The organism is Thermogemmatispora onikobensis (genome assembly GCF_001748285.1).
Taxonomy (GTDB): domain Bacteria; phylum Chloroflexota; class Ktedonobacteria; order Ktedonobacterales; family Ktedonobacteraceae; genus Thermogemmatispora; species Thermogemmatispora onikobensis.
The window spans coordinates 1-16,172 of record NZ_BDGT01000010.1 but is presented as its reverse complement, the minus strand read 5'-3'; the positions used below and the strand labels follow the sequence as shown (position 1 = coordinate 16,172).

At 60.3% G+C, this 16,172-nt stretch carries 10 protein-coding genes; 6 read left to right on the top strand and 4 right to left on the bottom strand.

Annotated features, from left to right (window positions below):
• Position 1: 1 nt before the first annotated feature.
• From BGC09_RS06415 to BGC09_RS06400, 4 genes are all read right to left on the bottom strand, one after another.
• Positions 2 to 1,195, bottom strand: coding sequence for a type III-B CRISPR module-associated Cmr3 family protein (locus BGC09_RS06415; protein WP_069803070.1), 1,194 nt, complete (start codon positions 1,193 to 1,195; stop codon positions 2 to 4).
• A complete protein-coding gene (gene cas10, locus BGC09_RS06410; protein ID WP_069803069.1) occupies positions 1,170 to 3,302 on the bottom strand; it encodes a type III-B CRISPR-associated protein Cas10/Cmr2 in 2,133 nt (710 codons plus the stop codon). The genes BGC09_RS06415 and cas10 overlap by 26 nt, the downstream gene beginning before the upstream one ends.
• Positions 3,299 to 4,297 carry a type III-B CRISPR module RAMP protein Cmr1 gene (gene cmr1, locus BGC09_RS06405; protein WP_069803068.1) on the bottom strand — a complete coding sequence of 333 codons (999 nt, stop codon included), beginning with the start codon at positions 4,295 to 4,297 and terminating at the stop codon, positions 3,299 to 3,301. Before cmr1 ends, cas10 begins: the two co-directional genes overlap by 4 nt.
• Positions 4,298 to 4,729: 432 nt before the next feature.
• Positions 4,730 to 6,364 (bottom strand): Na/Pi cotransporter family protein, encoded by a 1,635-nt coding sequence (locus tag BGC09_RS06400; protein WP_069803067.1) that lies wholly within the window; start codon positions 6,362 to 6,364, stop codon positions 4,730 to 4,732.
• An 852-nt stretch (positions 6,365 to 7,216) separates the two neighbouring features.
• Between BGC09_RS06400 and BGC09_RS06395 the strand changes: the two genes are divergently transcribed.
• From BGC09_RS06395 to BGC09_RS06370, 6 genes are all read left to right on the top strand, one after another.
• Positions 7,217 to 8,383, top strand: a complete 1,167-nt coding sequence (locus tag BGC09_RS06395) for a mannosyltransferase family protein (RefSeq protein ID WP_069803066.1) — start codon at positions 7,217 to 7,219, stop codon at positions 8,381 to 8,383.
• Between the two features lie 209 nt (positions 8,384 to 8,592).
• Positions 8,593 to 10,290, top strand: a complete 1,698-nt coding sequence (locus tag BGC09_RS06390; RefSeq protein WP_069803065.1) for an MptA/MptB family glycosyltransferase — start codon at positions 8,593 to 8,595, stop codon at positions 10,288 to 10,290.
• Between the two features lie 91 nt (positions 10,291 to 10,381).
• On the top strand, positions 10,382 to 11,314 hold the full coding sequence (locus BGC09_RS06385; RefSeq protein WP_069803064.1) for a DedA family protein: 933 nt from the start codon (positions 10,382 to 10,384) through the stop codon (positions 11,312 to 11,314).
• A 185-nt stretch (positions 11,315 to 11,499) separates the two neighbouring features.
• Positions 11,500 to 13,839 (top strand): protein kinase domain-containing protein, encoded by a 2,340-nt coding sequence (locus BGC09_RS06380; RefSeq protein ID WP_069803063.1) that lies wholly within the window; start codon positions 11,500 to 11,502, stop codon positions 13,837 to 13,839.
• Positions 13,840 to 14,183: 344 nt separating this feature from the next.
• Positions 14,184 to 14,696, top strand: a complete 513-nt coding sequence (locus BGC09_RS06375; protein WP_069803062.1) for an NUDIX hydrolase — start codon at positions 14,184 to 14,186, stop codon at positions 14,694 to 14,696.
• A 194-nt stretch (positions 14,697 to 14,890) separates the two neighbouring features.
• Positions 14,891 to 16,030 (top strand): L-threonylcarbamoyladenylate synthase, encoded by a 1,140-nt coding sequence (locus BGC09_RS06370; RefSeq protein WP_084658013.1) that lies wholly within the window; start codon positions 14,891 to 14,893, stop codon positions 16,028 to 16,030.
• Positions 16,031 to 16,172: the final 142 nt, after the last annotated feature.

Here is a 16,172-nt window from a genome sequence, read left to right as displayed (position 1 = left end):
GTCACCAGACTCCTTTAAGGATCATACCATAGCCTATTTCTTTGCCGATATCTGTTAGCTGGTAGAGATCTCTATCTGTTTTCTTGTCAAAAAAGTAGACGCTTCCTGCAGGAACGCAGCGCCGGGCTGTTTTGCTCTGACCACCGTGATGACTGGGGTTCATCTGCCATCCGCCAATCCACTGGTAGCCACTGATAGCCGCAGCAATAGGTGCGCCGAGATCTGCGGGCCAGCGCTCAGGTTGCCAGCCCTTTCTGAAGATCGCTGGGGTGGCCAGATAAAGCAGGAGCCGCTGCCCGCTGAGGTGATCTGGCGTCTGAGGCGCGGCGGCCCGCACCGGTGTAGCCTGGGGATCAATCAGCCAGACGGTCACAGGACGGCTCTCGCCGCCCAGGGTATGGGCGAAGTGCGTCGGGGGCGCGGGCAGGCGCAAGAGCAAAGCGGTTTGCTCATCAGGTAGCAACTGATCGCTGAGAGGGTCGGCTGTCTGAGCCAGGCGCAGATCGACAAGAAAGCCATAGCTGGGTCGCAGGCGCACAGTGTAGATGGTATAAAGCATACCCTCCTCTGTCGTACGCGTGCGCTCCTGGCGAGCGATTCCCGTGCGTGGCTCTTCCTCGTAGATCTCGCTGTTGGAGATGATCATAGTCTCGCTCATCTCAGTGTTGGAGCGCAAGGCTGCCTCTAATCCTTCTGCTGTCAGCCAGCCTCGCAGCTTGCTCCCCTTGCCAAGCGGTTGCGCCTGCTCTTGGCCTTCGGGATAAAGTAGCTGCTGCCCTTGAGGGAGATTGGTCCAGAGGCCAGCGGGCGAGGCCGGTTTCAGGCGGAGCAGGCGTTTGGAGGGGGAGCCTGGCTGGTGCGGTGCGCGCAGCAAGTGGGCCGGCATGGGATAGAGCAGCTCAAAGCGCTGAGCGCCGTTCTGCGCCTTCTGACGGCGCGCGAGCGTGATCAGCCTGATGCGCAGGCGACCATAGCCTGTCTGGTTACCGATCAGGGCTGTCAGGGCCGGATCACGCAGGAGCTCGGGCAGGCTCTTGCGCTGGTCCCAGTGGCGAGCGATCAGCTCCCGCAGCGACCCCTGTAAGGTTTCAGGAGTGGGGGGGAAGAGCGATTCGGCAAAGTTGACCTCGCCGGCATCGAAGGGGCGCCCACTGCGAAAGAGGAGCGTCTCATGTGGCTCGATGAAAAGATACACTGTCTCCTGCCTCCCTTGCGAGAAAAGCCAGAATCTGCAGCCAGTTCAGGACCTCCTGCAGGCCAGAGTTGTCGGGGCCGGAGAAGGCTCCAGGCTGACTCTTTTCCATGAGAGCTGCGAGACGGACCAGGGCATAGGCCAGGGCGTAAGGCATGAGCCTGGTGGAAGATTCGGAGTTGCCAGTGTCCCGCGGTGTCTTGTCGTGGGCCAGGCTCTGCGATGGCTTCTTGTCGGACTGAAGGGCGGTAGTGTTCCATTGCCGTTTCAGTACACGCGCGATCTCACTGCAGCGCGCCTCCTGTGGCAAGCCCTCTAACCCCGGCAGCTCCCTTTTGAGAATCTCCAGGCAGCGTGGCGACAGCGTATTGCTTGCAAAAAGGTTTACTACATGTTGGAAGATTTGCAGCGGGAGCATAGTCAGCCAGCCACTCTCCGAAAAAGGATATTCCCAGCGGCAGCCGGCGGAGAGCGTATTGCCGGAGCGCCAGAGAATCGTCACCACCAGGGCATTGCGGCCATAGCGCTGTTTAGCCTGTTCCTCAGCCTCACGTGCCATCCGGCGTACCAGCGTCAGCGGCATCAGATGATGAGCGATGGCGATGCCCATACTGACCGTAGCCGTTCTTGTCCCGTTGGAGGCCGTTTGTATGCTCGGCCCCACGATCTCGCGATAGTTCTGCTGCAGGGCTGAGGCGAGAGAGAACATCTGCGCCAGTGGTGCCAAAGCCAGCACGTCATCGCCGCCGGCGTAGATTAGTTTGCCGGGACGCTCATCCTCGACGATGCCGGGAACATGCTCGCGCGCAAAGGTCGAGAGCGCTCCACTGATGGCACGGTGATCAGCCTGGCTCTGGACCTCGCCAATGAGGGTGCCCATCTGGTCGCCATCCATCTGTAGCAAGGCGTAGTAAGGACTAGGCGCACCAATGAGCCGGTGAAGCTCTCTCAGTACTTCGTGGGCCCTGCTGAGATAGCCTGGCTCCTCGATGACCCATTCACTGGGAAAGCGCCGCGGCTGCGATGCGACCAGAGCGCGGTAGTTCGTGCGCAGCCGCTGGGCGGTGAAAGTTTCGACAAAAGCACACTCGCCGTCAACATCCTTGAGCCAGGAGTGGTTAGCCTGCTGAGCTTTCCTTTCCAGGTAAGGAAGAGCCAGATGAGGCTTTTCCCTTTTCAGGAGTGCAGTAATCTCTTGCCAGCCCTTGACTGCCTCCTGAATTTCGCTGCTTGGAGATTCTGACGAAGGCACCAGGGATAACAGGCGCTCAATGAAGGCTGCGGCGGCCATCGTGCTGGTTGAAGGGAAATCCAGACCCTGTTCCAACCCCGGCTTGCCCTCCCCTTGACCTTTGAGGAAGCTCTTTGAGAGCAGAGCAAAGCGCTTCACCGTATCGATGGCGTCCAGACGTTCAGAGCCATCTAAGGCAAGGTCCTTAGCCGAAACCCCCGGCTTGCCCGCTACCTGTATCCAAAACGCTCTGACCTCCTGCCGACTCTCGCCCTGGCTATGCAGGGCCTCGCGCTCGCCAGAGAGCGTGCTTTTCTCGCCGGGTTCATCTTGAGCGGCGAAATCGCGCAGGCTCTTGCGGGCATCGAGCGCCTGGGAGGTACGTTTGAACCAGTCCCCATATACCAGCGGACGGCCCTGACCATCGGTGTTGGAGGCAATGGCCCAGTAGATCTCAAAGAGGCGTTGGGGATCGATCTGACGTTCCCAGATAGTGCGCAGTAGCGTCTCATGCCCATCAGTGCCATTGCCGCCGAAGAGCTGCCGATAGACCTCCCCGCAGATGTCTTGCCAGGCCCTGTAAATCGCTTGCTTGCTTTGCTCAGCCGTTTGGCGGGCTGCTGCCAGTGGGTCGGGCTGGGTCTCCGTTGGAGAGAAGACCGCGACGTAGCGATTGGGCAGATCGGGTATCCAGCGCGAGCGGTCGATCTTGGGCGTGGTCGGGAAAACCAGCACCCCCGGCGGCACTTGGGCAAGAGCTGCCTCCATCAGGTGGGAGAGCAGGAAGCTGCCTAGCCAGAGATCGCGCGACTTGCGCGCCTGAGCGATGAAAGATTGCACCGGCCCCAGGGCGAAGATGAGCATGTAGGACTGGGTCATAACTCTATCTCCCTTTTAGTTGCTTCTGGGAAATTTTTTATAAAATTTTTAATGACATTGAAATGTCTCTGCTGTAGTAATCTACTTTTAAATATAGTTGCAACACATACATAAGAACTATCAATAGTTGCAATATGCAAATGAAGAGGCGAAGCCAGACGTTTCTTGAGCGTAGGTAAAGGCAGGCCGAATGCTCTGCGGTCATCTGCTGGAAGAGAGCGGCGATATTGCTGCAACTGCTTGCCGACGGCCTCTAACGCCTCATCTACTCTTAGCCATCCATTTTGGGGAGAGAGGAGAGCTATATAGCAATTACCTGGGGCAATGATATCAAAGCGGGCGTTTTCAACACTGGATAGCTTACTAACACTGAGAAAACGCTTAATCTCTTGAAGTCCCAGTGTAAGGAGGGTAGCCAACGCATCAAGATCTGTGACCTGGTCTGGCGACAATAGGGGTAGCTCTACTTCAGGGGAGAAGGAGAGAGCAAAAGAGCGAAGGGCCAGGCTACCGGCGCAGCGGCGAGAACGTGCTCCCAGTCCCCCGAAGTGAGTGAGTAACCAGAGGGAGATGATCGCCTCTTGGAGAAAGCGCTGATCTTTCTCATGGGCTGTGAGCAGAAGCCTGAAGCGCGTCCCAGGCGGACAGCATCGGCGGCGCGGTCGATTATTGCTGGAGCCTTCCGTCGACCAGAAGAGATAGCGGATGCCTAGCTTACTCTGATCTTGGCGGAAGTCAGGCGGTGAGGGCTCTGGAGGCCTTACCTCCGTGATACGAACACGTATCGGTGACCCGTGTTCGGTCTCGCCGAACACCTGCGCCTCGCGCCGGCGCACCTCATCCAGGTCGCCTCCGGTAATCCCGCCAATCAGTGCCCGATACCAGTAGCGCATAGCTCCACGGAACGGAGGAGGGCGCAGCTCTGCCTCTGCCTGATTGGCCCCGGCCAGAAAGAGAGGGGTGATAACTTCAATCTCAAAGCTTGCCTTTAACATCTGTTATAAACCTTCTATATTTCTTCGCTATCTAAGGGTAGAAACACAGCGTTTTTCTCGGGAGACGTCCTTATATTAATGCTTTTTCTTTTCAAAAGCTGTGAACCTGTTCACAAGCGTTAGTGAAGACGGAGTACGCTGCATCTCCCCCTGTTGGGAGTCTACCCCTTTGATAGACGGATTGCTAACGGCTAGCTGAAAATGACCATGTGCTTGCCGAAGTGAGCTTTCTTGTGTAAAACTGCCCCGGTTGGTTTTGCACTAGAAAACGGAAAGCCAAGGAGAGGAAGGGGCGAGGTGAGTTGTTACCAGGGCAAGCCCAGTATGGCGGTAGAGGAAAGCGACGGAGCGGCAATGGCCAGCACAGCGCGGGCAGGGCTGTCCTTGCCGCTCCGCCAACCAGAGAGAAGGCGACAGGAGGTGATCTTCTCATCAGAGGTCGCCGCGCACTGCATGTGCAATGTTCGATGCATGGGACAGCACGCGACTCAGAGCGTTCAAGAGATCAAGGTGAATAGAGCTTGACTCCCAGCTCGGCGAGAGGCCACTCTGCAAGCGGCGCACGTGGCGCAGATGGAGCTGGCGCTTCATCTTACTCAGTTCCGCCTTACGCACAAAGAACTCATTGGCCAGCGAAGTATCCTGCGAAGCCAGAGCAGCCAGAGCCTGTTCCAGAGCCTCCGTCACCTCATCGTGGTAATTGAGCAGGTCCTGCCAGCCCTCTTCAGAGAAAGCAACCTGGCGGCGTTGCTTGCGGCGTGCCAGGCGCATCATCTGTCGATCGATAATATCGCCGATGGCCTCGAGATCGGTAATAATATAGAGAAGCGCCAGCTCGCGCTGTACCTGCTCGCGGGTCAGGCGGCTCTCATCGAGCTGCGTCAGATAGCGCTTAATGGCGGCATTGAGCTGATCAAGCTGGTCATCCAGCTCGTTGATGCGCTCCGGCACGCGGGCGTCCGGCTTCTCGAAAGCCAGCATTGACAGACGCAGCATCTCCGTCACAATATCGGCCATGCGCAACACCTCGCGCGTCGCCTGGCCCAGGGCGACCGCCGGCGAGGCCAGGGCCTCGGGATCAAGATAGCGTGGTCCCAGCGGCTGCTCATATTGATTCTCCTGTTCTGGCAGGAGCGCGGTCACGAGGCGTGTGACTGGAGCGGCCAGGGGAACAAAGACCGTGGCCAGGGCCAGATTAAAGACCAGATGGGTCAAGGCCACCTGCCAGGCGGGTTCCAGTCCGAGCTGGGCCAGCAGGCTGGTCAAGGGCTGAAGCAGAGCCAGAGCAATGGCAGCCCCCAGCGACTTGGTGCCAGTATGGAGCAGGGCCAGACGGCGGCCTGTAACCGAGGGGTGACTGATGGCTGTCAGCAGGGCTGTCAGCGTTGAGCCGATGTTAGCTCCGAAGAGCAAGGCCAGAGCGGCAAAGACGGAGAGCGCTCCACTGGCTGTCAAGACCAGCACCAGGCCGATGGCTGCCGCACTCGAAGCGAAGGCCAGAGCCAGGAGCAGGCCCAACAGGGCCAGGACCAGTGGCGCCCCCATCAAAGCGCGCAGCACCTCGGCGGTAACAGGGCTGGCCGCGATCGGGGCGCTGCCGGCCTGGAGCGCCGCCAGTCCGAGTAAGATCACTCCAAAGCCAAAGGCTGCCTGCCCCAGGTCGCGCTGCGGCTTATGCTGGGTCAGCAGTCCCAGGGCGGCCCCTGCTCCGGCGATGGGAATAGCATAGTCGGCCACATGGAAAGCAAGCAACTGCACGACCAGCGTGGAGCCGACATTGGTGCCCAAAACCATGACGAAGGCCGTCGTCAGCGGAACCAGCTCGGCATTCACCAGCTCCACCAGCAGCGAGGAGGTTGCGCTTGAACTCTGCGTCAGCGCTGTTGCCAGCAGACCAACGCCAAACGCCATGAAAGGGCGCTGTGCCAGCGCCATGGTGGCCTTCTGCAGGCGCGGACCGGCGGCGCGCTGCATGGCCTCCGACAGGAGGCGCAGGCCATAGAGTAATAAGAGGGCCCCGCCCAGTAACAGGCCCACGACCATTGTCGGATTGCTTGTCGTTGCCATTGCTTGCTCTCTCTCCCCTCCCGTTGAGTTGTATATAATTACCTGGAATCAGATCCCTGCTCCACACTTGTAGGCGCGGAGCGACTTTGACCGGTACCAGTTTGAGCAGACAGACAAGCTGCCAGATCGAAAGGTGGGTTGGTTGCTGCTGACTCACCTGTGTGCTTGATACGTACTTCTCGTGACGTGGGCGCAAGGCTGGCCCTTGTTCTTGTCGCTGTGTCCGGCTACTGTGCTCTTTCCCTGGAGGCTCGCTGTGCCTGCTGCTGATAGCGTTGAGGTCGGCCTGACGGCCTGGCCCGCTGTGCCCACTCGGGCGACGCTGCCCGGCTGTTCTCTGACTGAGGAAGTATTAAATGGATATTAACCTTATGTTAAGGGAATGTTAAATACACTATAGCACGGGGAGACGGCGACCGCAAGAGGAATCATCGGCTCGGAGGAGAGAACGCTCAGCAGGAAGGCCACCATTGCGCAGGGGCTGATCTCTTCTGCTGCTGGACCAGGCTGCCGGCTGAATTCCGCTGGCGTTGACCAGGTTCTGGCCTGATGGCTGGCACCAGGACCCCAGATGATCACAAGCCTTATGAAGGATTATTCTGAATTCAGGGTGAAAGATGACAAAAGATAACGCCGTGAGCCTCCTCTCTTTCGAGAGAAGCATGTCATTTTCAATGCTTATTGTTGTAAGCGCAGACTCTAGGGGAAGAAAGGCTTCCTTTTTGACCATCTCTATGGATTATTCGTTATACCAATGAAACTCAGCAAGGAAGCGGAGAGCAACAGCAAGTGAAAAGTGACCCTGCGATCCCATCTGATTTGCTATACTAAGAGGAGCGAAGAGTATTCCTTATGAAACGTGCGCCAACCGCTGATATTCTCTGGCTCTTTATCTGCAGCCGCATCGCGCTTCTTCTGGTCACCTATTTTGCCTACACGCTGCTCAATGGTCCGCGACCACCGCAGTACATCGCGCCACCAGTAAGCCTGCTGGCGGCGGCCATGTCGTGGAAGCGCTGGGATGCCGTCCACTACGTTGAGATTGCTCAGTTTGGCTATCGTAGCCCTTTCGACAGCGCTTTCTTTCCTCTTTTCCCTCTCTTAATTACTATTTTGGCCCATCTTGTGGGAAACCACGGCTATCTTTTCTTTGGCATGCTCATCAGCAACCTGGCACTGCTTGGCTCCTTATTCACGCTCTACCAGCTCGCCAGTGAGGCCCTGGGCGATCAAGTCAGCCGTCGCACGCTGCTCTACCTTTGTATTTTCCCAACGGCCTTCTTCTTCTTTGCCGCCTATAATGAGTCGCTCTTTTTGCTGTTGGTCACCGGCTGCTTCCTGGCCATGCGTCGGCGGCGTTGGTGGCTGGCTGGGCTGCTGGGCATGCTGGCCTCCCTGACCCGCTCGCCGGGTATCTTACTTGTATTGCCCTTCCTCTGGGAAGCCTGGGCTGCCCGTAACAGCCTCGGGCTGCTTCCCGAGCGGAGTGAATGGCGTTCGTTCATCCTACGGATACTACCAGTCGTGCTGATTCCGCTGGGTACCGCCATCTATTGTCTCTATTGCTGGCATCTTTTCCATTCACCGTTCAGCTTCGCGGCAGTACAATATCGCTGGTCCCATCGCACCGTCTGGCCCTGGGTAGGCATCTGGAAGGCCCTGGTAGAGCTGTTCTGGCTCCAGCCAGCCGGTTCGCTCTTCTCGGTCCATCTCGTACTCGATCTCAGTGCCACCCTGGGCTTTATCGTCCTGGCGGTGCTGGGCTGGCGCCGGCTGCGCTTCAGCTATACGCTCTGGATGGCGGCCCTGCTGCTGCTCTATTTGGTAGAGCCAAGCATCAATCAGCCCGACTCGCTGATCTCCAACCAGCGCTTTGTCCTGGAGATGTTCCCGGGCTTCATGACTCTGGCGGCCCTGGCCTGCGAGCATCCGCGCCTTCATCAGGCGATCACCTTGATCTTCCCGCCGCTGCTGGCCACCCTGACCATCATTTTCATCCAGGGGTTCTGGATGGTGTGAGAACGGTATGAGAACGGTGTGAGAACGGTATGAGAACGGTGTGGTGAGCGGTCGGCGAAGCGAGTTTCTAGTAGCCGCCCCGCTGCTCTGGTTCTGCGCGAATCCTGGCAGCAGGAGGCTGTTTGTCCATCTGCAGTTGCAGTCTACTCACTACGCAATCTATGACAGAGACGCTGTTGACATACAACAATCCAATCAAGGAGCGGGTGGTGCGGACGAAACCACCGCGGGCCGGTCTGGGATTCTTGGGCGTCGCTCTGCTCCTTGCTTGTTATCTGGCCATCGTTGTTGCGGCTATTGCCTCCCTGGAGCAGCTGGCTGGGCACCCTATCGCCGGTCAGCTTCCTGGGAGAGCGCTCACGCCCCTGGGACTGTGGTTGCCTGCCAGACTGGCGAAGGCTCTTGCGCGTTTCTTGCCTTTTTTAGATAGAGCTGATCTCACCTTTCATACTCTGATTATCATCCTCTTCGTGCTCTATCTGTCTCTGTTATGGCTGAGCTGGAGGCTGGCCACGACGGTGGGGCGTCGCCGTGGGCTGTTGTGGCTCGCGGCTGGAGTGCTCCTTGTCAGTGGGGGAGTACTTGTGGTAGCGCCTGGGATGCTCTCGCACGATATCTTTGTCTACGCCGGCTATGGCCGGGTTATGGTAGCGCATGGGGCCAATCCCTACTTTGTGCCGCTCTCTGCCTTCCCGGACGACCCTCTGACCTCGCTGGATGACTGGAAGACCGCCGTGGCGGCCTATGGCCCGCTCTGGCTGATGATCTGTGCGGCCCTGAGCTGGCTCCTGGGGGGGAATGCGCCGGCGTATCTGCTGGCTTTTCGTCTCCTGGCTCTGGGGGCGCACCTGCTCAATATGGGTCTGATCGCCCGCCTGCTGGGGGACCTGGGTCGCTCACAGCGCGTGATCACTGTAGGGGCCGTGCTCTATGGCCTCAATCCTCTGATGCTCATTGAGAGTGCGTTGGGGGCCCATAACGATCTCTTGATGATGACCTGCCTGCTGCTGGGCTGTTCCTGCTGTGCTGATCCTGATGGCAGCCGTCTGGAGCGGGTGCGCTACTGGTTGCCGGCCCTGGCAGCCATGCTGCTGGCAGTCCTCATCAAGTTTACGGCCTTGCTCGGGGTGGCGCTCTTCCTTTGCCTGCTGCTCTTCCGTACCCTGCAGCGCGACGGGGGCCAGCCCCTGCTGCTGGCGCTGCGCCGGCGCTGGAGGCTGGTGGTCACCCAGCTGCTCCTGGCGTTTGGCTGCGCAATCTTGCTGGTGGGGCTAGCCTATCTCCCATTCTGGCTCGGTCATAGTCCACATGACATCGTCGTCAGCCTGTTGGCCCCGCCCTCGACGAGCCGTGAGCTGGGTCAATTTTCGATCCTGCGCGCCATTCAGGAGTGGAGGTACTATCACCCGCAGCCACTGGGGGGCTGGGCAGGGCCGATGCTCGATCTCTTAGGACGGCGAAGTACCTGGAATCTGCTGCAGGGAGTGGCGTTGCTGATGACCCTGGCAATGGCCCTGTGGCTGGTCTGGGAGCAACCGCGGCTAGAGCGTTGGGCGATGGGGGCGCTGCTGACGATGGGGGCGATCTTTCTGGTGACACCCTGGTTTTTCCCCTGGTATGTAGCCTGGCTCGTCGGGCTGGCTCCGCTGGCCTTGCCGCAGCGTGGGAGACCGGCGGCGCTGGAGTATGCTTTGCTAGTCTTTGTGCTGGTCTTCTCCCTCTCGGCCTTTGCTGTTTATTTCTCGCGTGGCTACCTTCCGGTGGGCGGCGGCTGGATTGGCTGGATGGGGCTTAGCGCTGTCGCGCCTCCGCTGCTGGCCTTTGGGCTAACCTGGCTAGGAGGCTGGTGGCGGGGCAAACGGCAGGGCACTCAAGGGGGTCTCCAGCTACCCATGTCCGGCTCTTGAGGTTGTCTTTGGCCGGACGAGGGCGTATACTGGCCCGGTACACGGTCGCTTGCTTGATGTGTGAGGAAGCCGCAGAAGCAAAGGAGGATGCATGTTCTGGTGGTCGCGCCTGGCGCTGGTGAGCCTTGCCAGCAGGCCAGCCCTGCTTTTGGGGGTCATTGCTGCCCTGATCTCTCTGCAGACGCTACAGGATGCGCTCCATGTTTGGGGCTATCCCGCGGTGGCCCTCTTTATTATGATTGAAAGCTCGGGCATTCCCTTTCCTGGGGAGACCATGCTCTTGCTCGCCTCGTTTCTGGCGGGGGTCGATCGCCAGTTGCAAATTCCTCTTGTCATCGCCTGTGCCGCGCTGGGGGCCATCGTGGGGGATAATTTCGGTTATCTGCTCGGACGGCATGGCGGCAGACCGCTGGTCGAGCGCTTTGGGCGCTATATCTTTCTCAAGCCTGAGCATCTGGATCGCGCTGAGCAGTTCTTTGCTCGTCACGGAGATAAAACAGTTTTTTTCGGGCGTTTCATCGCCGTGCTGCGGGCCTGGGCGGCCTTTCTGGCCGGTGTCAATCGGATGCGTTGGCGGACCTTTCTGATCTACAATGCTGCCGGGGGCATTCTCTGGGCGACCGTTTTCGGACTGCTTGGCTACTTCGCCGGGCGCGTCTTTCATGACAATTTTGCGGCTGTCGAGCATCTGGCGCGGGCCATTAGCTGGGCCGGAGCGCTGGCGCTGGTCATCGTCGGCTTGGCGGTTCTGCTGTTCTATCGCCTGCGTCGTGCTCGCCTGGCCCGGCAGCGGCAGGCGGCTCGCGCTCAGGCTCATCAGGGTGAGACCAGGTGTGGGGGTGAGGCTCCTGCTCTTGAGCAAAGGGAGAGAGCGCTCACTGCGGTCCCGCTGGCAGAAAGCGTCTCCGCTCCCTCGGAGACCGCTGCGGGGGCTAATCCTGAGTGGCCCGCTTCAGGCGAAGAGCCGACAGCGGGCTGGGGGCAGAACGATGGGAGGGCGACGGTTGAGCGCGAGGATCACTAAGTGCTCTGGCGGGCAGTTGCTCGTTGCTCCTTGTGTCTCCTTATCTTGGAGGAGGTTGAGGATCGTTCTGCGGTGTTCCTGCTACCTGGCAGGTTCCCCGATTTAGTACTACTGCTTTGCTGTCTGCCAGCAGAAACATGCTACAATAGCAACAGATGCTATCTGGGGAAAAAGCGAGGTCGCCTATGCCGGCATTGCGAGAAGGCCAGAGGTTCGAACGCTATCGCGTGATCAGGCTCCTTGGCAGCGGAGTAGCTGGTGAGAGCTATGAGGCGGAGGATACGCTGCTGCTGCGGAAGGTGGTACTGAAGCTGCTGCATCCCTGGGCGCCGCTCTCGGATGCAGCGCGGCGGCAGTTTTTCCGCGAGATGCAAGGAATCAGTCAGCTGACTCACCGCTACCTGGCTCCGGTGCTCGATTATGGGGAGCTGCACGGCAATTTGTATGTGGCGCGGCGCTTGTTCAGCAGTGGCTCGCTCCTGAATAGTGACGGGCGCTTGTGGTTTAGTCCGCCGCTGGAGCTGTCAGCGGCGGTCAGCTACACTCAGCAGTTGGCGCAGGCGCTGCAGCATGTGCATCATGCCGGCTATCTGCATGGGGGGCTGAGCCTGACCAATATTATGGTGCTGCGTGGGCCAAATGTGGAAGGAGCGTCGGACTATGCGCCGTTCATGCTGGCCGATGTCGGTCTGGCTCACTTTGTGCGTCGCTTCGGGCGGCTGCAGCGTCCGATCTTGCCGGTGACGGCGGCTCCAGAGCAGCTTGGTGGGCGAGCAACGCAGGCCAGCGATCAGTTTGCGCTGGCGGTGATTGCCTATACGTGGATCGCTGGGCGCCCTCCCTATTTGGGGTTGCCCGAGGAGATTGCGCAGGCCAAGCTGAGTGAGTCATTCCCATCGCTCCTATCGCTAAATCCGCAGATACCGGTGGAGATTGAGGGGGTGATTCGCCGCGCGCTCTCGGTCTATCCCGAGGATCGCTATCCTTCAGTGCTGGCCTTTGCCGAGGCGCTGCAGCAGGCGATGCCGCGCCCAGTGGCGGCGGTCGAGCTGGCTGCTGCCGGCCTGCAGGAAGAGCCGGCGCGAGAGCCACCAGAGCGAGAAGAGCCGGGGACCGCGCTTGAGGCCGGCGGGGTGGAGGAAAGTGCTGTTGGTCAGAGTCAGTCTGAAAGGGCAGCTGTGATGGTACCGGATAAGGAGGTCGAGGAGGTCTCGCCGGAGCAAGCAACTGCCCTGGAGGAGGAAGAGGCTGCCACTGAACAACCCGAGGAGCGGCTCGCTGCGACGCTCCCTGTGGCTGAGACGCAGGCTACAGCTGAGATCTTGCTCACCGATGATGAGTTGCCAGCTTCAGGCGATGCGGAGCGCTTGCTCCCATCTTTGCCGCAGTCGCAACAGGAGGCGGAGGTGACAGCCGGGCCCGAGCAGCGCCAGGTGATAGCTGGTGAGGAAGCGGGGTCAGCTGCTGATTCACTGGCCTCGGGCGAGGAGCCGGCCCAGATTCAGTCAGAGCGGCTAGCGGAACCGCCTGCCTCTGGTTCCGAGGATGAAGGAGAGGCGGAAGCGGGGCCCAGAGAGGCCGCCACCGGGCCGACAGGTGACGTTTCTTCCTCTGGCTCTGCGCTGACCTATTTTGAGGCGCTGCTCCAGGCGACCCGCTCCCCAGGCCCAGATGTGTCGACATCCGAGAGGGTGAGTCAGGTTGCTGCCTCAGCAGCGACTGAGTTGGCGATGCTTGCGCCGGAGATGGCTGTGACCATTGTCACAGGGCAGGAGCGGGTTGACCAGCCTGAAACGGGAACAGCGATCCTGTCGCCTGTGACCGTGGACCTCCCGCCGCAGTCTCCTGTTGAGGTGTCCTTGCTCGAAGTGCTTTCGGGCCTGCATGGCCGGTCAGCGGGGGACCCTGTGTCGGAGACCGACGGACAGCAAAAGGCTGCAGAGGTGGACGCGATCGCAGATGCTGCCCCGGCGCTGCCCGCTGCCAATGGAACTCAGGCGCAAGAAGCATGTGAGGAGGCCCAGGCCCCGGCTGCCAGAGATGATGGAGAGGAGGAGCGCCAGGGAGGCGAGCAGGGACGGTTGTCAGAGCAACAGGAGGAAGCGCAGAGAGCGCCAGTGTCAGCCTCTGCTGAGGGAGTGCCCCTTGTCGCTGCTCCCACCTACATTCTGGTCTTGCCGCCGGCGACAGCTGCCCGCCAGGCCACTATTGTGGAGCTTGCCGCTCCTGAGATCAGCATCGGGCGGGCCGGCGATAGCGGTATTCTGCTGGAGGGAGATCGCCGGGTCTCGCGTCGCCATGCCTTTCTGCGGCGAGCAGGAACGGAGCTACTCATTCAAGACGGTGATAACGCCGAGGGAGTGTTTATCAACGGCCAGCGTCTGGAGCAGAGGGGGAGCCAGGTACTCCGCTCCGGTGATCGGATTCGCCTTGGTGACCACGAGCTGATTGTCTGCCACAGCTGGGAAGAGGCTTACCAACTCCAACAGGAGTGCACCACCTCCAACGGTCAGAGCGGCGCGTAGGCACTGAGAGCAACCCCGGTCCAGCGTCCTCATCGTCCTCCACGCTGTCCACATTGGCTCTCCTGTCCAGGGTGTTGGCTGGCTGCCTGGGCCTGTTTGCCTGGCGCGCGGCCCCTGCCTGCGGTGCGGTTGGACTGGCTGGTTGGCTGACCTGCACGCTTGTCCCCGGTCGGGAGCATCCCGATCGGGCTTTTTTGTCTGGTGAATGGTACTCAGGCTTCCACTGGCGCTGCTGGTGTGGAGCATGAGGCTGAACTGGGAGAGGGAGGGCCTCCTCTTCCCCCTTCCCATATGGGATACAATGAGAACCATAGTATATTGGCTGATGGGAGGAGAGGCAACCTGTGGTTTATAGCCTGCTCAAGGCCATCGCGAGCATCTGTTTTAATCTGCTCAATGTTCTGCTTGTCGGCAACTTACCGCCGCTTGGGGCGGTCAATGTAGTCGTTGAGAGCGAAGGGCGCTTTCTGGTAGTACGAACGGCCCGCGGCACCTGGAGCTTCCCAGGCGGCTTTATCCGCTGGCGCGAGACACCTTTCGAGGCGGCGGTGCGCGAGTGTGAGGAGGAGACGGGCCTGCGCATTCGGACCCAGAGCATTATCGGCTGCTATTGGTTGGTGAGCGCTTCCCTGACGCAGATGAGTGCGCTGACGGCGGTCGTCTGCGGCGAGGTGATCGGCGGCCAGCTGCGGGCAAGTATGGAGGGTGAGCCGCTCTGGCTGGAGCGTGAAGAGGCCCTGAGCCGCCTGGGCGAAGGAACGCAGGCTATCTTTGCCGACTATGAGCGCTTTCTCGCCAGGCAGACAAGCGGGGAGCAAGGGCCAGAGTCAGAGCTGAAGCCTGGGCGAGGGCGCTAGCCTGTCTTCTGATCGGCCTCAGCACCTGCTGCCGGCGGTATGGCTTGTATCAGAGATCAGAGGGCGGGCGCCTTGTCCAATGGCACGGCGTAGCGCGGCACGTTGAGCATGTGGGCTGGCTCTTCCCTTGATTGTTATGGGGGGCGATGAGACCAGCGCTGACTTCTATCAAGAAGGTGGTTGCTCAGATACTCATGGCAGACGAGATCAAGGCAGTTCCTACTGTAGTCATCCCTGTTGATCCCCAGCAGCCGCAAGCGGATATCATTGAGCGAGCGGCGTCGCTGCTGCGCGCAGGCGAGCTGGTGGTCTTTCCGACGGAGACCGTCTACGGCCTGGGCGGCGATGCCTTGCGCGAGGAGGCGGCTCGCCGCATCTTTGCCGCCAAGGGGCGCCCGTTCACTGATCCGCTTATTGTTCATATAGCACAGATAGAAGAGCTGGAGACAGTGGCTGCGGCTGTGCCGGAGCGGGCGCGGCGGCTTGCCGAAGTGTTCTGGCCAGGCCCATTAACGTTGATCTTGCCACGTGGGCGGCGGGTGCCAACGCTGGTGACAGCGGGCCTGGAGACGGTGGCAGTGCGCATGCCGAGCCATCCCGTAGCGCGTGCGCTCATTCGGGCTGCCGGCAGGCCCATCGCGGCGCCCAGCGCCAACCGCTTCAAGCATGTCAGTCCAACGACGGCCCAGCACGCGCTGGCAGATCTCGGCGGGCGCGTACCGCTGATCCTCGATGGGGGGCCAACACCGGTCGGCGTTGAGTCGACGGTGGTCGATGTCGCTGCGCCGGCTCCGCGCATCTTGCGCCCTGGTGGAACCAGCCTGGAGGCTCTGCGGGAGGTGCTGCCGGAGATTGAGCCTCCGCTGCCGCCGCAGACCACGGCCTCTAACGATCCCGAGAGCGAGGAGGGGCCAGCCCAGCGCTCGCCTGGTCAATTGCTGGTGCACTATTCGCCGATAGTGCCTCTGCTGCTCTTTGAGGGCGAAGATGAGGCCCAGAGAAAGGCCCTTGTCGCTGAGGCCCTGCGTCGTCTGGGGCGAGGCGAGCGGGTGGGCATTCTGGCGGCGGTCGAGGATCGGGAGGCATTGCGTCCATGTGAGGAACGCGGGGTGCTGGTGCGCGCACCAGCCTCGCTGGAGGAGCCGGAGAAGGTGGCGGCGGCCCTCTTCGCCACCTTGCGGGCGCTAGAAGAGGCAGGAGTCAATGTGATCCTCTGTCGCAGCTTCCGACCTGTGGGCCTGGGGCTGGCAGTACAGGACCGCCTGCGGCGTGCGGCGGGTGGGCGAATTATCCAGGTTGACCCCTCCGCAGACGCGGCTGAAGGAGTTCGCTGAGCTTCTGAATCAGCATTTCTAGCAACATCCCGCAGGTCGAGGTTAGTAGCAGCCAGATAGGAAAAATGCAGCAATACAGGCTTAGATATGCCACGTCCAGTTGGCTCGACTGTGGCGACGGCTGGGTAAAAGAGGGACTGGA